Origin of the sequence: Rhizobium mongolense subsp. loessense (assembly GCF_900099775.1) — a bacterium.
GTDB lineage: Bacteria > Pseudomonadota > Alphaproteobacteria > Rhizobiales > Rhizobiaceae > Rhizobium > Rhizobium loessense.
The window spans coordinates 1-16,722 of sequence record NZ_FMTM01000021.1; the positions used below are offsets into that span (position 1 = coordinate 1).

Sequence of the window (16,722 nt, forward strand, 5' to 3'; positions counted from 1 at the left end):
TGATCTGGAATGAGAAGGCTTCGCTGTGCTTGAATGTGGGGCCGCCGTTCAATCCGATGCACGCAACACCCGCCACCGTGAACTCGACGACCAACACGGCTCCCTCTTCTCCGTCGGGGTATTTGCCGGGCGCACGGATGATGCCTCTGATTTTGCTGTCTGGAAAGGTGTCGGCATAGAAGCGGGCGGCTTCCTCAGCGTCCTTGTCGTACCATAGACAAATGGTGTTCTTAGGCATTGCGTCGTCCTCCTGGTTCGTTGTCCTTCAGATCGAAAGCCCGACCTGATGGTACGATGACGCGCCAGCCGCCCGCGATCCGACATCATGATCAAAATCGCTGCTCTCTTTTAACCTCTCTCGTCTTGCGCAGGCCAAACGCCTCGGGCCGACAGGCAAATACGCTCGTCCGGGTGCACTTGCGAAGTGCATCCGTCCAACCTTGGGCGACGAGGTTCTTGAAGGCATCACGGATCTCGTCGCGGAACAATGTGTCGTTCACCCAGCGCTCGGGCTTGTAGACGTCGAACTCCCTGGGCATGACGTTATAATCGCCGGCAAGCACAACGGGCACCTCAAGCGCCAGCAACTCGGCAGCATAGTCATGGAGCCGCTCAAACCAACGTAGCTTGTAGTCGAACTTGGGGCCCGGATACGGGTTGCCATTCGGAGGATGCAGGCCAGCCGATGACGATTCCTTTAACGATCGCCTCGATGTATCGGCTGTGAAGGTCGTCCGGATCGCCCGGAAGTCCTTTCCGCCTCAGGTGTGGCTCCTGATCCTTGGCAAGCAGGGCGACGCCGTTCCAAGATTTCTGACCTTGCCAGACCGCGCCGTATCCCGTCTCTTCGATCGCTTTGATCGGAATCTTCTCTTGAGGCGCTTTCAATTCTTGCAAACCGTCGGGCGACGCCTCAGCGAGCCACCCAAGAAGAACCTCGAGACGAGCGTTCACCCCGTTGACGTTGTAGGTCGCGATCTTCAATTGCCGCCTGCTTCAAGTTCGCGTTCCTCTTCGATCGCCGACAACCGGGCGTTCGCGGCGTCGAGGATTGCGGTCAGGAACTCGACGCGGGTCCAACCGACGAGGTGGGCCTCCTCCACGAGGATCTGGACGGCGTAGTCGACAGTTTGGTCGAGCTCGACCTTTCGTTCCGGACTATCTGGCTGGGTGCTCGGTGGATCGATCATGGCGAGGTTGCCTTTCAGAAGGGATAAGGTCGCGGCGGACGGGTTAGATGCTCGCCTGGCGTTTCGTTGCCCGCGCCGAGAAATCGGAAAAACCGGCGCGTTCATCATCTCCGTCGTGTCCGATTGACACACCGCGACCTCGCGCAGTTAACCTCCGTCCCTAACGAAGGTTCCAGCGTTGACCCGGCCTCGTTTCGCGGAGATGCCGGCTAGAAGATCGACGTCGCATCCCCTCCGCGCCCTTGAAACCAACACAATCATCGGCTATCTACACCTCATCGGCGTTGCTGGTGAGCGCTCCATGCGAGCGTTCGCGACTGCCGAAGTCGCTTATCTGCTTTTGACCACGGATGTACTGGCACTGGTGTGAAGAGCGATGTCGAGAAGGTCGGTGCGGTTTCGCCCCGGCCTTTTTTATTGCCTGGTGCTCAGCGCTGAGCGCCGGGCCAGTCGTTCGACGGTTCCTCGACATCGGCTCGCGCACGATCTTCGGCTGGATCAGGATCCCGCTCGTAGTTCGCCCGAAGATTGCCAGTTTCCTCGATGATAGCATCGTAGACGTCAGCCTGTTTCGCGCCCCTAACCACATAGGTATCTACGAAGTCCTCGAGCGCTGCCTTGAGATCAGCTCTCCAATCTTCGCTCATGGCCGACCCTCGGATTGCAGACGGACGCCTCGAAAATGGAGTTCCCCTGTTGGGCAGTGTGCCGACATCCGACCGACTGGCGCGGCGCCCTCGGGTTCGGGATCGGGAAGCGACTCCTCGCCGGGAATACGGTCAGGATCCGGCGGCGGTACAATAGGCTCGAAAGGGATTGACATTGGAACTCCTCCTCAACGACGGCAACGCTGAACCGGTCGGCAAGTTCCGGCGCGCTAACGACGAGGCGTCGAACCTCCGAGCAGAACGATCCAGATTCTGGATCGATCGAACCACTTTTTGGACCGGCTCGAGACGCTCGCACTCCGTCACCCCCTACGTCAGTGGAAGTTTCGGCTCTTCACCTTCAGCGTATCGATGTGGAGATCCGGAATTTATCCCGAGCCCGAGACTATGCCGAGGCAGTTCCCTAACGTCCGCGATTTCCGATCGGTCCAGATAGCAAGCTCGGCGTACTAAATAGCCTCCGAGCAGCAAAGTTAGCGGAGACATCTGACTACCACGTCATGGGAGAACTCGGCGCTCTGAAGCGCGGTTCGCCACATGTGCTTCGGCACGCTGCGGGCATGCGGTCGACTTTTGCGACAGCCTGATGACCGGCTCGGGACCGACAGGTGTCGCGGCCACTTTGCGCCGCCAGTCGCAGCCATGGACGAAGAGCCTTATGTTGCTTGTCTTCGGTCGAAGGAAGTGGAGACACACGTGCTACAAAACGAGACGAAGCAGCATTTCGAGACGAGGGACCTCAAGGGCGACGCGGAAAAGGCACAGAAAAAGGCGTACCGTGTCATTTCTAAGGATGCTGCCACGCGGAAAGCGCGGGACAATCCGCCTCTTGGTGACGCTGATAGCCCTCCTATTGCTTTTGACCTGGATGCTCGGAGGTATTTAGAAACCGCATCATGGGTCTGATGACCGCTTCCGGCCCTGCGGAAGCTTTGCCTTGGCCGGATTGCGCGCCAATTGCGGTCATCGGAATAAGTCTAATGCCATCCGCACTTGTTTCTTGCACTTCGGGCCGCCGTGCCCCGCTGACAATCCGCCTGCTCGTTCGCTTCTTCAGTTTGGTTTAGGCCTCCGGCATGCCGGCGAGCAGCAAGCCTTCGAGGATCGGCTCGATGCGCTCGGGGTACTTGGCGGCTTGGCCGGCGCGGATGCCGGCGACGGTGACACCAGGCGATATCGCGAGCAGGGCCGCGAGGTGCCGCCGGGCTTCCTCCATCCGCGCAAGCCGCGCATTGGCGGCAATCAGCATCCAGAAGCATGGTCCGTAATAGGCATTGGCCGCCATCGACTTGCGCGCCCAGATCAGCGCCTCTTCATAATTGCCACGTACCATTTCTACATGGGCCAGACCGGTAAGGTTCCAGTGCGCACCCAGCCTGTTGGGGCTCAGCCGCTCGGCGCGAAGGAAATATGTGACGGCTTCATCAAGGCTGCCGCAGTGCAGGTGCGCGACGCCGGCGAAATTGACCACATCGAGGTTGTTAGGGTTAAAGGCGACCGCCTGGCGGACCAGCTCGAAACCTCGATCGTATTCCTTCATGTACTGGATCAGGGTGTTGCCGCAAATTCCCGCTACGCTCGCGTCGCCATGACCATGAGCAAGAGCACGCTCGATGTAGCTCGAGCAGAGTGCCCGCTGATCGTCGACACCGGGCAGCTTCCAGCCTTGGGTACCACGCTGCATCAGCAACATGACCGCAGTTGCAAGGTAGCTCGCATTATTCGGCTCAAGGTCGATTGCCTTGCTGATCAGAGCGAGACCCGCGGCATTCCGGTCCGGCACGTCGGAGTAGAAGCTCCCCATCGTCTGCAGGTAGAAGTCATATGCCTCGATGCTTTCCGGCCGTTCCCTTCGTGAAAGGGCGATCTCGGCGATCTTGATCTGCGGCTCAACGATGGCCACGACATTCTCGGTGATGCGATCCTGGAAATCGAAGATCTCCTCCGCAGATCCATCGTAGTGCTCGGCCCATAAGTGCGCGCCGGTGGCGCCATCGACGAGCTGTGCTGTGATGCGTAGCCGGGCGCCGGCTCGCCGCACGCTGCCTTCCAGCACGTAGCGCACGCCAAGCTCGCGGGCGACCTCACGCACGTCGATTGCGCGGCCCTTGTAGACGAAGGAGGAGTTGCGCGCGATCACAGCGAAGGAGCGGAATCGGCTGAGCGCAGTAATCATGTCTTCCACAATGCCGTCGGCGAAATATTCCTGCTCGACCTCGCTGCTTATATTCTGGAAGGGGAGCACGGCCAGCGAAGGCCGGGGGCTGTGCACTCCCTTGAGCGAGACGGCGCGCCCAGAGTCGGCTTCGCCGGTCGGGCGCCATCTCCAGATCCGGACCGACCGGTCAATATTCTTGAGCTGGACCTCGCCGCCATCCTCGAACGCCGCGTCGATGCGGCCGATGATGCTCTCCTTGACGATCGACGCGATGCAGATGCCACCAGCTTCCGCCAGCGGCTCCAGACGCGCGGCGATGTTCACCCCATCGCCATAAATGTCGTCGCCATCGATGATCACATCGCCCAGATTGATCCCGATGCGAAGGACAATTCCGCGATGGGAGGTATCGGCCCCCGCAGTTGGGGTGCGCTGCACCGCAAGCGCGAAATTGACCGCATCGACAGCGCTGCCGAACTCAGCGAGAACTCCGTCGCCGAGCAGCTTGATGATCCGGCCGTTGTGCCGGGCGACCGCAGGATTGAAGATAGATTGCCGGTGATGCTTCAGGGCGGTCAGTGTGCCGGCCTCGTCGCTTGCCATCATGCGCGAATAGCCGACGACATCGGCGACAAGGATCGCACTAAGCTTGCGGTTGATCTGCCCTTCGGTCATCTCGGCCCCGAACCTGCTTTGGAAGTGTATCCTAGCAGGTCGGAATAGTCAGGTCGCGTACCATGAAAACGGAAGCCGGATTTTCCGGCCCTAACGAGACTGTAAGGATCAATTCGCCCCTGCCGACCTTCTTATTGCAGGTTTGGTCGCCAGTTGGCAGCGCTTGCCTGCTCCAGTTCTGAACGACGCTCCTTACAAATCGCCGCGACAATCCAGTGGAGCTGCTCCGTTCGCTCGAGCAGCCGCCGAGTGCCTCCTCGGTGACCTCGAAGTGCTTCGAGTAGCGCGCTTTCACATAGGTTTCGTTGAGGATGTTGTACCAGGGGGTATAGCGGTGGTGGTCACGTGGCCAAGCGTCGATCAAGCGGCGGTCCTGATCTTCAGCCAGTCCCCTCAGGAACTTCAAATTGTGCGATGGCGGGCTGTAATTCGTCAGCGTCAGGAGCGCCGCGCAAATGCATGCTCATTTGCTTGGTGCAGGACCTCCCTGTTCAATCCTTGCATCAATCTCAGCAGTGTGTCGCGACCCACGGACCTCGCTTGCTGCAGCGCGGCGGAAAAGACCCCCAATCCGGCTTCGGTTTGGATTGCAATCACGCAGCGTCATAGGCGGTTGAGCACAGCAACGCTGCTCTGTCATGCCAGACCACCGCTGAGAACCCTCTTTCAATTCTTCAGGCGGTGGGTGGCTCCGCCTTTGACGAGTTGCTCCACGAGACGAGCCGCTTCCTCTGCGAGAGCCGGTAAAGTGCCTGATTTCCGCGTCGATCCGAAATCGAGGCCGGCGAAATAGAGGCCCGGAACAGCACCGACGCCGTCGACGTGGACAGGCTGGCCGACTGCATTGAGCGCGCCAGGGAGGTGGATCCAAGTGAAGTCGCCGGTGAAGCCGGTGCACCACACCACAGACCTGACGCCGCACGCCCTCCAGTCCATAGTACGGATCAAAGGATCGGGTATGCGCGGTTCGACCGTCTCGGCTGGATCAGCCTCAGCTGGCGGCGCATCAAGGCCGGCGCGCTCAATGTACTCGTCAACGTGGCGCTTGGTGTTTGCGGAGACTTCGTCGGCAAATCGCATATGGGCGTGGAGCTCATCGCCGAAAACCAGACTGTCGTTTTCCACGCCTCGGAATCGGCCGAGCAACACGACGCCTTGTGCGCTCAGCGATTGCAGGCTGATCGTGTGCGTCGCACCGACAAGCGCGCGGGCCGGCACCTTACCTGACGGGAGGACGAGTTCCTTGCGCGGGACGTCGAGAAAGCCGGACAGCGTCAGCCAATTAAGTATGTTGCCTCCGCGATAGCGCCGCACCCAACGGCCGTTGCGGCTGGTCGCCAGAAACACGACGCGCCCAGCCAGCGCCAGGTCCTCAGCAATCTGGCCGCCCGACTGACCGCTGCCGACCACCAGCACGGCGCCATCCTCAAGCTGGGCCGCGTTGCGATAGGCCGAAGAGTCCACTTGGCGAAATTCAACCGGCAAATTTGCCGCCTCCGGCGGCCGGACCTGTCGATTCTGGTCGCCAGTGGCGATCACTACGTTGCGTGCCAGAAGGACGCCGGGAACAGTCGTTAACCGGAAAAGCCCATTTTCTCGCGTCAGCTCCTTCACCGAGGTTTGAGTGCTTACCGGCAAGGAGTGTCGCTCCGCATAGTCTTCGAGGTAAGAGACGAACTCGTGGTGGGTTATCGCGCCCCAAGGGTCCGGTCCCCGATAGGAATCGCCGGGCAATACGGAGCGGATAGTCGGCGAGTTCAGTCGAAACGAGTCCCACCGCTGCGTTCGCCACGTCTCACCGATTCGACCTCCATCAAGCACCTTGTGTTCGCGGGCTTCCTGCTTCAGGAAGTAGCTGACGCCGAGCCCAGTCGAGCCAGCGCCAATCACGACTACGTCGAGAACTTCGCCCATGCGTCCCCCCCTGAAGGTCTGGTGCATCCTACGCCTCGGGTTCATGCGAGACTAGAGGAGGTCCCGCTAAAGGTTCCTTCAGAGTCTGCTTGGGGTCGTGACGGGGGCCTTCGTGACATCAATATCAAGTACTGGATGTGGCTCGAAGCGGCCAACCTCAAAATAGCTCGTGGCATTCGCTACCGAACTCTGGAAAAATCTAATGCGATAGCGTTTCATTCGGCAGATATGGGGCTGCGTCGTGGACACGAACGCATAGGCTTCAAGCTTGGGTCCTGGACACGCCGGTCGTCGGTTCTATCGTCGTTCCGGGGCGATCCTCTCCGTGGTGGCGGCGGTCGCGATCTTCCGGTTCAAGGCCTCGGTAATCACGACGCTGCTGTCCTGCGCCCTGGCCGGCATGATCTGGACGGCTGCGAGGTGAAGCTGGCGTCAATGCTACGACGCTTGGAGAGATCAGAACGTGACAGCGTCCTTGGCGAAACGAGCATACTCTCTTGTCTCCCTTCCCGCGAGCGCGGATCCGATCGCCGGTCGCCTCCTCGCGTCGCGTGGAATGCGCGCCTTTGCGGACGGCCTCGTCAGCCTTTCATTGCCGATCTACCTCGCGTCCATCGGCTTCGATCTGTTCGAGGTAGGTGTGCTGACCACGGCGACGCTTGCCGGGTCGGCCATCCTCACTTTGGCGGTGGGCATGCTCTCGCACCATTTCTCCCAGCGCCGGATGCTACTGTCAGCCGCGATGCTGATGACGCTGACGGGTCTCGCATTTTTCCTTGTGAAGGACTTCTGGCCGCTGCTGATCGTGGCGTTCGTCGGAACGCTGAATCCGTCTTCCGGCGACGTGAGCGTCTTTCTGCCTCTGGAGCATGCTAGGCTCGCTCACAGCGTTTCCGACAGGGACCGTACCGCAATGTTCGCGCGCTATAGCCTGGTCGGCTCGCTGTTTGGAGCTCTCGGAGCCCTCGCTGCAGGACTTCCTGAGCTTCTCCAGATCATGATGGGACTTAGCGTCGGACAGGCCTTGCAGCCCGTGTTCCTGCTCTACGCCGCCGTGGGACTTGCGTCGTTTCTGTTGTATCGGCGCGTGCCGCGCGAGCGGGCTGACATCCAGACATCCCCGCCACAGCCGCTGCACAAGTCTAGGACGCTCGTCCTGACGCTTGCCGCCCTCTTCAGCATCGACGCCTTCGCCGGCGGTCTGATCGTACAGTCTCTTCTGGCCATATGGCTTTATCATCGCTTCGGGCTGTCTCTTGCGGCGACGGGAGCGATCTTCTTCTGGTCCGGAGTTCTTTCTGCTGCTTCCTACCTGGTCGCGGTCCGCCTCTCCAATAGGATTGGACTCGTGAACACGATGGTCTTCACCCACCTGCCTTCAAGCCTCTGCCTCTTGCTGATCCCCTTCGTTCCCGATCTTTCGACGACCATCGTTCTGTTTCTTATTAGAAGCGCCCTGTCGCAGATGGACGTTCCGACCCGCACCTCCTACGTCATGGCGATCGTCACCCCAGGTGAACGGGCGGCGGCTGCAAGCGTCACGTCCGTTCCACGGAGCCTGGCGGCAGCGTCGAGTCCCCTTCTTGCAGGCTGGCTGATGTCCGTTTCCAGTTTCGGCTGGCCGCTTGTCGCCGCAGCGGCACTGAAGATCCTCTATGATATCCTGCTGCTCTTCATGTTCCGGAAGCATCGTCCGCCGGAGGAGCGCTGACTGCATCTCTCGCCTCAACCGATCCATTAGCGTCATGCCAGCGACACGCGCCGTCGGCCGGATAATTGGCCGTCGGGGATGTCGGGGGACGGATCCTCAATTCTGCGGGCGAGGTCATCGGCTGTTAGCAGAAGCATCGCACCATCGGAAGGTGACGAGCTTGGTCTGGCTTGGGTCGCTTTCGTTTGGAACGGGCAACCTTAGCTGCTTGTCCGGCTGTCAGTCGTCTCTGACCCCGTTTGCGGGACCGCCGGGCAAGAATTTCAGTGCGGGCTGTATCTTAGAACCCTGGCGTGCGCTATTGCGGCAATAGGCCTTCTGGTCGAATCGGCTGCCGCGCTGGAGGTCGCCAGTTCCGCCACTGTGGCGGGCAAACCGGATGCGGTCTGGCAAAAGATCGCGACTTCTGCGCCATTCAGACTTGGCATCCCGCCATATCGAAGTGCGCGCAGAGCGAGGAAGGTGGTGCGACCTATCGCACGCTCAAGACCTCCTCCGACGGCGGCACAATCAAGGAGAACTCGTCGAGCACACGGATACCAGTTACACCTATGAAATCATCGATTCACCGCTGCCCGTCGAAAACTATCGCGCCACGATCAGCGTGTCGGCAGAAGGAGATCGGACCAAGGTGGACTGGAAAAGCACCTTTGACGCGAAGGGCAAATCGGACAGCGAGGCCAAGGACGTCATCAGCGGCATTTACAAAGCCGGTCTCGACAAGATTGCCGAAATGAGCGGAAACTGATCCGTAGGTCGGCAACGCGGGGAAGGATTGGTCCCGTGCAAAAGAGCCCGCGGTCGTGCCGGGCTCTTGGGACCGATTGTCGGTCGCGGGCTTGTGATGGGACATCGAGTTTCCCGTCACCACTTGGCTTTCAAATGGTCATTGCCGTAATTTTAAATGGCCACAGCTCTAGGGGACGTCTCTTCTCAGCGTCTCGATGAAGCGGATCACGTCGCCCACCATTCTGTCGTTAAAAACATCGTTGTGACCCGAGCCGTCGTAGATCAGCATTTGCTTGGGTTCGGGAGCGATGCGGTATAACGCCTCGCCCGAAGATAAGGGAATGATCTCGTCACGTCGACCGTGGATGAACAGCTTCGGTTGTTTTACCTTCGCGATCTTGAGGTCTGAACGGAAGGGATCCTTGATAAGAAGCGCAACCGGAAAGAACGGATAATGCGTCTGCGCCACTGACAGAACCGACAGGTACGGGGACACCAGGATGACGCCGAGGGCCGGCCTGTGCGCGGCCGTGTTCACTGCGACGCCGGTGCCAAGCGACCGGCCTAGCACAATGATGTTGCTTTTGGAGCGTACCGAAAGCCAGTCAAACGCGGCAATGCCGTCGGTCAGCAGCCCCTCCTCGCTCGGCGAGCCCGTCGATTCCGGATAGCCGCGGTAGGAAATGGCCAGCATTCCAACGCCGCGTTCGGCCAGCGCCCGCGCGAGAAAGCTGTAATTGTCGACGAAGTCACCGTTTCCGAAAAAGAGCAGCACGCAGGGCTTGTCGAATTCGCCCTGGCTGTAGAGTCCATGAAGCACCTCTCCGTCGGGCGTCTGGATATATACGTTCTCGCCCCAGCGCGCACGCTCTGGAGTAGGTGTGGCGCTCGCACCGGGAAAGAGGAGAGCACGCTGAGAAAAATACAGCAGGCCTACAAGGGCCAAGTAAACGAAAGCCGCCATCAGCGGCAGGATCAGTAAAAGTCTTGTGGCGCTCACGGCAGCATGTCTCCGCGTGGCCTTCATTTCATTCGGCCCAGGGCGCCAAACTATGCATTGGGTGTGATCCGCTCCGCAACCAAAGCCTGCAAGCGCCAGAGGTTGCGGTCGCGGATGCCTTGCTCCTCGAGATGCGCCACTGTGTTGTGGAGATACTCGGCACCGGAACCCCAGTGACCGCAAGCTTCCGCCAGCACGTCGGCAACCTCCTCAGGTGGCAGTCTGCCCGTGTAGAAGCGCGACTGCCGATTCATCACGAAGGCGATGGCGCGTAGCGATCCCTTATCCGTTTCGACGGTGACCCAGCGTGGAATGTTGTTGGGCGGCTTCACCGTGATCTCACGCCGCACCAGCTTGTCCAACTGACGTTCCAGATCGTCCGGTGGCAGTCTGAAGACGACGCCCCGACATTGGCCGCCCCGGTCGAGCGACATCATCAGTCCCGGCTTGTGCTTGGTGCCCCGGAACCGCTCGATCCGAAAGCAGAAGGAGCGGTGCCATCCTCTGGCCGTAGCGCGGCGTGCCTCAACATGGACGAGCTCAGGTTTCCAGATCAGGGAGCCGTAGGCAAAGAGCCACGCGTCCGGCCCACCGGGATGCGAGGCCAGCAGGCGATCCACGATGGCCTTATAGTCTTGGTCGGCGTGATAGGTCCAGGTTGGGTCCGGACCAGGATCCTCCAAGAGGCGATGAACCTGAGCCAGATGCTCTGGCGTGAGCGCCATTTGACGGGTTCGCATTAGATCATACCGCTGAAGTGACTATTGCTGATAAATGATACTTCCAAGCAAAGCCCGTGTCGCCAGTTAACGCTTCGCCAGTTAGCATCCGCGTGATGTCGTGCCAACTGGGATTGACCCGTAGTCGATATCGACGCAAAAAGTGAGTTCCGTCGCTTTGAGTGACCGACGAGCCATCGCTGCTGTTCGACCGGTTTCTCGCGGAAGGTGGCCACGATCGTTAACTGCGTGAAGTCGAAGGATCGCCGACACCCGAAGATATCCAGCGTGTCCGCGAGGTTCGGCATCACGTTGCTCTCGGATTGGCCTCCGCCCAAAGTGACGCACATCCGCCCTTGCCTTTCGAGGGGTGCGGGCCTGATCGTTTGCGCTTTCGGCCCCCAGGCGAATTGCGATAGCTGTCAGTGGCTGTTGTAGAGCGGCGGCGACACGTCTTCGGCGGCCAGATCGGGATAAAGCCTAAGCCTGATGCGTTCCAGCTCCTCCACGTTCTGCCGCTCCCGCTCCATCACCTCAATCGTCACATTGCGCCATGGAGCGCCTGCCGGCTGGTCCCATACCGTTCCGCCCGATGCAATGAACTCGCAGAACCTCCTGCCCGATCTGATACGGCTGGTGATTTCTATGTAATGGTTGAGACGGTGATTCATGGAAGCCTCTCAAGCTCGTCCATGCCAGACGGTCGCTCTTAAAGATGACGAGATGATGACGCCTGCGGACAACGCTATTCGTCGATCAGCAGCAACCCTCGTTTTTTGTCGCCATCCATGGTATCCATCGCAGAAAAAAGGCGCTCGCGCTCGATCAGCCAGGGTTTGAAGTCTTCGTTCACATCGAGAACGAACACCATGTCCTCGGTTTCCAGATAGCCGCCGATTGGTGAGTGGTGGCCGACGCCGGCGCCAAAAATCCTCTCACGGCTGAAATTGATGATGTAGCGGCGGCCGGGATCGTTGGCTCGCCTCATATGCTCGTGAAACGCCTCGCTCGTAAGATCGCGGAGGACCGAAACGTCCCTTGTGGTCTGTGCCTTTGCGACTTCGGCGAGTTCATCAAGCGTCAGCCCCATGATGCAGATGCCCGTCCAGCATTTTCCCGTGCCGTCGAGGACCTCGTCTTCCGTCGTCTCCTCCTCGCCGATCGATCGGAACACATTTGCCACGCTCGCCGGGCCGCAACGCGAACCGTTCGATTGCCACGTGACGTTCGACTTGAAAGTGGCGGCTACCGGGAGCACCCAGGCGCGGTTGATCAGATCCGGCGCTTGGGTGACCGAGGCCTTGATCTGATCAGGCGAAACCTTGGACGGGCTGATGAGATACAATACGGCTGCGGCCGACAGGCAGACGCCAGCAATTAAACCGAAAATCCACCCGCGTTTCATCGCCGAACCTCGCCGTGGACGAGCACCAGACGATACTTCAGAGCAGCCGCAACAGCAACGAGATGCAAGCCGTGGCTGCCCCTAGCGCGGAAATTTGCCGAACGTACTTCAATTTTTGCCCGCGGTAGCCTAACATCAGGCGGTGACTCCAGTTCCCCTGGGAAGACCTCCCAACCTTGGCCCGCTCCGGCGGGCTTCTTCTTGTCTCGGCTGTCCGGCTTGCAACGGCAGTTCCGGGTTGCGTCGCACGCCGTCAGCCGCCACAGTTTACGCGGGCGATGAAGGGCCCTAGATAACGAAAACGACGGCGGTTCTTGCGGCCGTCCTTCGGTGCGCAGAGGCGAGTATGGATGCCGACGCAGTCTGCCTGACCTTCAATGCCGGATCATCGACGCTCAAGATCGGCATCTTCGATGCCGGCACAGGCGCCGCCCGGCCGATCGGCAAAGGAAAGATCGACTTCGACGACAGCGCGCTCGTCCTGCGCTACTCGCTGGGGGACGAGAGCTTCGAGCGCCCGCTTTCGGGCAACAATGGCGAGCGGTTTGCCGAGGTCATCGTAGGCACGCTGGATCACCTACTGGCTCAACTGCCGCCCGGCTCCCTGAAGCTTGCCTCCCATCGCGTCGTCCATGGCGGCCTTCGGTTTCGTGAGGCCGCGGCGCTCGACGCGCAGGCGATCTGCGAGATCGAGGCGATAGTTCCGCTAGCCCCACTGCACCAGCCGCAGGCGCTCCGGGTGATCCGCGCGCTGCAGGATCTGCGACCCGACATGCTGCAAACGGCTTCGTTCGACACCGCCTTCCACGCGACGCAGGACGATCTCGTCCGGCGCCTGGCGATCCCGCGATCGCTGCATGACGAGGCGTGCGGCGCTACGGCTTCCACGGCCTGTCTTACAAATTCATCGCCGACGCGCTCAAGCGGCAGGCGCCTGAGGTGGCCGGAGGAAAGGTCGTGGCCGCCCTGCTCGTCATCCCCACGGACGAGGAGCAGGTTATTGCCGACGAGGCGCTCGCTATTCTTCGTGCGGGGTGATCCAGATCAAGAATCGGCCCGGCCCAAGCCGCTAGAATTGAGGCTGAACATGTTTCGAACAGGTGAAATCCATGGAACAGCACACCTCGAACACCGACCCTTCCCCGCTTTCTGACGCAGACCTCACTTTGCTCGACCGCTACTGGCGGGCCGCCAATTATCTTTCCGTCGGCCAGATCTACCTTTTGGATAACCCGCTCTTACGCGAACCGCTGATGCCCGAGCATATCAAGCCGCGTCTGCTCGGCCACTGGGGCACGACGCCGGGACTGAACTTCATCTATGTGCACCTCAACCGGATGATCCGTGCCCGCGACCTCGACATCATCTACATGTGCGGACCCGGGCATGGCGGGCCGGGCATGGTCGCCAACACCTATCTCGAAGGCACCTATAGCGAGATCTATCCGGATATTTCCGAGGATGCGGACGGCATGCGCAAGCTCTTCCGCCAGTTTTCCTTTCCCGGCGGTATTCCCAGCCATGCAGCACCCGAAACGCCCGGCTCGATCCATGAGGGCGGCGAGCTCGGCTATGCCCTCGTCCACGCCTATGGCGCCGCCTTCGACAATCCGGAGCTGATCGTCGCCTGTGTCGTCGGCGACGGCGAGGCCGAAACCGGCCCGCTTGCCGCCAGCTGGCATTCGAACAAGTTCCTGAACCCTGCCCGCGACGGTGCGGTACTGCCGATCCTGCATCTCAACGGCTACAAGATCGCCAACCCCACGATTCTTGGCCGCTCCAGCAACGATGATCTGCGTGATCTCTTCCAGGGATATGGCTACCAGCCCTTCTTCGTCGAGGGACACGAGCCGGCCGACATGCACCGCAAGATGGCGGCCACCTTCGACGCGGTTTTCGACCGGATCAAGGACATCCAGGCCAAAGCGCGCTCGGGCGGCGCCGGCATGCCGCGCTGGCCGATGATCGTGCTGCGCAGCCCGAAAGGCTGGACGGGGCCTAAGGAAGTCGACGGCAAGAAGGTCGAGGGCTTCTGGCGCGCCCATCAGGTGCCGGTCTCCAACTGCCGCGGCGACGACGGCCATCGGAAGATCCTCGAAGACTGGCTGCGCAGCTACGAGCCGGAAAACCTGTTCGATGCGGACGGACGCCTGAAGGACGACCTGCAGGCGCTGGCGCCCGAGGGCAACCGCCGGATGGGGGCTAACCCGCACGCCAATGGCGGCCTGCTGCGCGCGGAGCTCTCCCTCCCCGATATCCGCGATTACGAGGTCAAGATCGGGCACCGCGGCAGCCAGGCCGTGCAGTCGACCGAGGTTTTCGGTCAGTACCTGCGCGATGTGCTGAAGCTCAACGCCAAGAACGCGAATTTCCGCATCTTCGGCCCCGATGAAACGGAATCGAATCGCCTCGGCAGCGTCTTCGAGGCGACCGACCGCGTCTGGATGGAGAACATCGAGTCCTATGACGTGCATCTTTCCCGCGACGGCCGGGTCATGGAGGTCTTGAGCGAACATCTCTGCCAGGGTTGGCTGGAGGGCTACCTTCTGACCGGCCGGCACGGACTGTTCTCGTGCTACGAAGCCTTCATCCACATCATCGATTCAATGTTCAACCAGCACGCCAAATGGCTGAAGGTCACCCGCGAACTGGAGTGGCGAGAGCCGATATCCTCGCTCAACTACCTGCTCACCTCGCATGTCTGGCGGCAGGATCACAACGGCTTTTCCCATCAGGATCCGGGCTTCGTCGATCTCGTCGCCAACAAGAAGGCCGATACTGTCCGCATCTACCTGCCGCCGGACGCCAACACACTGCTCTGGGTCGGCGACCATTGCCTGAAGACCTACGACCGCGTCAACGTTATCGTCGCAGGAAAGCAGCCGGAGCCGCAATATCTGCCGATGGATGAGGCGATCGAGCACTGCAAGGCCGGGATCGGCATCTGGGAATGGGCCAGCAACGAGGACAACACGATCGCGCCCGACGTGATCATGGCCTGCGCCGGCGACGTGCCGACGATGGAAACGCTTGCCGCCGTCAGCCTCCTTCGCGAGACGATCCCCGATCTGAAAATACGCGTGGTCAACGTCGTCGACCTTTTGGCGCTGCAGGCCAAGGAGCAACATCCGCACGGCCTGGAGCACGATGAATTCGACCGCGTCTTCACAAAGGACAAGCCGGTGATCTTCGCCTATCACGGCTATCCCTATCTCATCCACCGTTTGACCTACAAACGCACAAACCACGAAAACATCCACGTTCGCGGCTTCATCGAGGAAGGAACGACGACGACGCCTTTCGACATGACGGTGCTGAACGAGCTCGACCGCTTCCATCTCGCCATCGAAGCCATCGAGCGCGTGCCGGGATTGAAGGAGAAGGTGCCGGACGTTCTCGACCGGCTGCATGTGAAACTCGCCGAACACCACGCATACGTCCGGGAATATGGCGAGGACATGCCCGAGGTCAGCAACTGGAAATGGCCGGCGTCATGAGGCGGGCGGCGGCGCCTGCCGTCTTGAGGCTCCGCCGAACGTCAAGGCACGCCGGAGCGCACAAAGACCGTCCCGCGGATTGCCGTCGGCGTTTTTCCGCCTATCCTTCATGCATCATAGAGGAGGATCACACCATGCCCTTCATCCACACCCCCGATGCGTCCGCCAGCGAGAAAACCGCGTCCATGTACGCGTCCGCCGAAACGAACTACGGCTATCTGCCAAACATGTACCGCGCCTTCGGGCACCGGCCCGAGGTGATGGAGAACTGGGGTGCCCTGCTTTCGAGCATCCGCAGTCATATGAGCCCCAGGCGCTACGAGCTGGTGACACTGGCGGCGGCAAAGGAGCTCAAATCCTCGTATTGCATGCTGGCCCACGGTTCCGTGCTGTTGCGCGAGGGCTTCACCAATGACGGGCTGGCCGCCGTTGCGAACGAGACGGAAAAGGCGCCGATCGATGCCGTCGAGCGCGCCGTCATGGCCTTTGCCGCCAAAGTGGTGCGCGACGCGACCTCGGTGACGCAGCAGGATGTCGACGGGCTGAAGAAGCACCAGCTCACCGATGCCGAGATCTTCGACATCACCGCGGCGGCGGCAGCCCGTTGCTTCTTCTCGAAGATGCTGGATGCGCTGGGCGCGGCACCGGACCATGTCTATGCCGAACGGCTCGACCCCAATCTCCGAAAGGCACTCACCGTCGGCCGCCCGGTTACGGGACTCGCCTGACGCAACCTGCAATCGCTCTGCCGCTTTACACAACCTGCCGCATGCAGCCGTTTGTGGAGTGGATGAGCGATATCGCCTGCCTCCTTTCGCCAGTATACGGGCCGATATAGAGGAGACATGGCATATCGGAAACGCAAGGGCAAAGACACTTGGCATTGGTGCCGCAATTTTACGCCTGGCCAACATCGGATGACGGGCCTCGAAATCGGCGTGGCAGACTCGCCGGCACCATCGAGGCTGCGCGCACGCATGAGCCGCCGCTCTCCTCTCGCCAGTTGTCTTGATGAGGTCACCGCGGCAAGAGGTGCCCCAGAACCCAGAACGCCTA

At 60.6% G+C, this 16,722-nt stretch carries 14 protein-coding genes and 2 pseudogenes; 5 read left to right on the forward strand and 11 right to left on the reverse strand.

Features of this window, described 5'->3' with window-relative positions:
- From BLP23_RS32010 to BLP23_RS32045, 7 genes and pseudogenes are all read right to left on the reverse strand, one after another.
- Positions 1-238, reverse strand: a 238-nt coding sequence (locus BLP23_RS32010) for a VOC family protein (protein ID WP_208603226.1), incomplete at its 3' end; no start/stop codon positions are given.
- A gap of 158 nt (positions 239-396) precedes the next feature.
- A pseudogene (locus tag BLP23_RS32015) lies at positions 397-984 on the reverse strand (exodeoxyribonuclease III); the annotation flags it as partial.
- Positions 981-1,190: a hypothetical protein gene (locus BLP23_RS32020; RefSeq protein WP_092588705.1), complete on the reverse strand. Its 210-nt coding sequence runs from the start codon at positions 1,188-1,190 to the stop codon at positions 981-983. The gene BLP23_RS32020 and the pseudogene BLP23_RS32015, both read right to left, overlap by 4 nt.
- Positions 1,191-1,618: 428 nt before the next feature.
- Positions 1,619-1,837, reverse strand: coding sequence for a hypothetical protein (locus BLP23_RS32025; RefSeq protein WP_092588706.1), 219 nt, complete (start codon positions 1,835-1,837; stop codon positions 1,619-1,621).
- Positions 1,838-2,921: 1,084 nt separating this feature from the next.
- A complete protein-coding gene (locus BLP23_RS32035) occupies positions 2,922-4,691 on the reverse strand; it encodes an adenylate/guanylate cyclase domain-containing protein (protein WP_092588708.1) in 1,770 nt (589 codons plus the stop codon).
- Positions 4,692-4,822: 131 nt separating this feature from the next.
- Positions 4,823-5,171 (reverse strand): annotated as a pseudogene (locus tag BLP23_RS32040) (HEPN domain-containing protein); the annotation flags it as partial.
- A gap of 186 nt (positions 5,172-5,357) precedes the next feature.
- Complete coding sequence (locus BLP23_RS32045; protein ID WP_092588709.1) at positions 5,358-6,605, reverse strand: flavin-containing monooxygenase; 1,248 nt, start codon at positions 6,603-6,605, stop codon at positions 5,358-5,360.
- A 463-nt stretch (positions 6,606-7,068) separates the two neighbouring features.
- Between BLP23_RS32045 and BLP23_RS32050 the strand changes: the two genes are divergently transcribed.
- Entirely contained in the window at positions 7,069-8,316 is a 1,248-nt protein-coding gene (locus BLP23_RS32050) for an MFS transporter (RefSeq protein WP_233426892.1), read from the forward strand.
- 379 nt (positions 8,317-8,695) lie between these two features.
- Positions 8,696-9,064 carry an SRPBCC family protein gene (locus BLP23_RS32055; protein ID WP_092588711.1) on the forward strand — a complete coding sequence of 123 codons (369 nt, stop codon included), beginning with the start codon at positions 8,696-8,698 and terminating at the stop codon, positions 9,062-9,064.
- Positions 9,065-9,232: 168 nt separating this feature from the next.
- On the opposite strand, the gene BLP23_RS32060 is transcribed toward BLP23_RS32055, so the two are convergent.
- The 4 genes from BLP23_RS32060 to BLP23_RS32080 all read right to left on the reverse strand — a co-directional run bounded on the left by BLP23_RS32060 (position 9,233) and on the right by BLP23_RS32080 (position 12,169).
- Positions 9,233-10,045 (reverse strand): alpha/beta hydrolase, encoded by an 813-nt coding sequence (locus BLP23_RS32060; protein WP_092588736.1) that lies wholly within the window; start codon positions 10,043-10,045, stop codon positions 9,233-9,235.
- A gap of 50 nt (positions 10,046-10,095) precedes the next feature.
- The gene (locus BLP23_RS32065; protein WP_233426893.1) at positions 10,096-10,770 is read right to left on the reverse strand and encodes a gamma-glutamylcyclotransferase; all 675 of its coding nucleotides are present in this window, start codon (positions 10,768-10,770) and stop codon (positions 10,096-10,098) included.
- Between the two features lie 416 nt (positions 10,771-11,186).
- Positions 11,187-11,435: a hypothetical protein gene (locus tag BLP23_RS32075; RefSeq protein WP_092588714.1), complete on the reverse strand. Its 249-nt coding sequence runs from the start codon at positions 11,433-11,435 to the stop codon at positions 11,187-11,189.
- 74 nt (positions 11,436-11,509) lie between these two features.
- Positions 11,510-12,169, reverse strand: coding sequence for a phytochelatin synthase family protein (locus tag BLP23_RS32080; protein WP_092588715.1), 660 nt, complete (start codon positions 12,167-12,169; stop codon positions 11,510-11,512).
- A gap of 346 nt (positions 12,170-12,515) precedes the next feature.
- On the opposite strand from BLP23_RS32080, the gene BLP23_RS32085 reads away from it, so the two are divergent.
- The 3 genes from BLP23_RS32085 to BLP23_RS32095 all read left to right on the forward strand — a co-directional run bounded on the left by BLP23_RS32085 (position 12,516) and on the right by BLP23_RS32095 (position 16,394).
- Positions 12,516-13,322, forward strand: coding sequence for an acetate and sugar kinases/Hsc70/actin family protein (locus BLP23_RS32085; protein ID WP_092588716.1), 807 nt, complete (start codon positions 12,516-12,518; stop codon positions 13,320-13,322).
- Positions 13,279-15,666, forward strand: a complete 2,388-nt coding sequence (locus tag BLP23_RS32090; protein WP_092588717.1) for a phosphoketolase family protein — start codon at positions 13,279-13,281, stop codon at positions 15,664-15,666. The genes BLP23_RS32085 and BLP23_RS32090 overlap by 44 nt, the downstream gene beginning before the upstream one ends.
- A gap of 134 nt (positions 15,667-15,800) precedes the next feature.
- Positions 15,801-16,394: a carboxymuconolactone decarboxylase family protein gene (locus BLP23_RS32095; RefSeq protein WP_039844658.1), complete on the forward strand. Its 594-nt coding sequence runs from the start codon at positions 15,801-15,803 to the stop codon at positions 16,392-16,394.
- Positions 16,395-16,722: the final 328 nt, after the last annotated feature.

What these genes read in the sequence shown, in the direction of transcription:
- BLP23_RS32090 (WP_092588717.1), top strand. Translation starts at nt 13,279, where the DNA reads ATGGAACAGCACACCTCGAACACCGACCCTTCCCCGCTTTCTGACGCA.
- BLP23_RS32085 (WP_092588716.1), top strand. Translation starts at nt 12,516, where the DNA reads ATGGATGCCGACGCAGTCTGCCTGACCTTCAATGCCGGATCATCGACG.
- BLP23_RS32020 (WP_092588705.1), bottom strand. Translation starts at nt 1,190, where the DNA reads ATGATCGATCCACCGAGCACCCAGCCAGATAGTCCGGAACGAAAGGTC.
- BLP23_RS32075 (WP_092588714.1), bottom strand. Translation starts at nt 11,435, where the DNA reads ATGAATCACCGTCTCAACCATTACATAGAAATCACCAGCCGTATCAGA.
- BLP23_RS32065 (WP_233426893.1), bottom strand. Translation starts at nt 10,770, where the DNA reads ATGGCGCTCACGCCAGAGCATCTGGCTCAGGTTCATCGCCTCTTGGAG.
- BLP23_RS32095 (WP_039844658.1), top strand. Translation starts at nt 15,801, where the DNA reads ATGCCCTTCATCCACACCCCCGATGCGTCCGCCAGCGAGAAAACCGCG.
- BLP23_RS32035 (WP_092588708.1), bottom strand. Translation starts at nt 4,691, where the DNA reads ATGACCGAAGGGCAGATCAACCGCAAGCTTAGTGCGATCCTTGTCGCC.
- BLP23_RS32055 (WP_092588711.1), top strand. Translation starts at nt 8,696, where the DNA reads ATGCGGTCTGGCAAAAGATCGCGACTTCTGCGCCATTCAGACTTGGCA.
- BLP23_RS32025 (WP_092588706.1), bottom strand. Translation starts at nt 1,837, where the DNA reads ATGAGCGAAGATTGGAGAGCTGATCTCAAGGCAGCGCTCGAGGACTTC.
- BLP23_RS32080 (WP_092588715.1), bottom strand. Translation starts at nt 12,169, where the DNA reads ATGAAACGCGGGTGGATTTTCGGTTTAATTGCTGGCGTCTGCCTGTCG.
- BLP23_RS32045 (WP_092588709.1), bottom strand. Translation starts at nt 6,605, where the DNA reads ATGGGCGAAGTTCTCGACGTAGTCGTGATTGGCGCTGGCTCGACTGGG.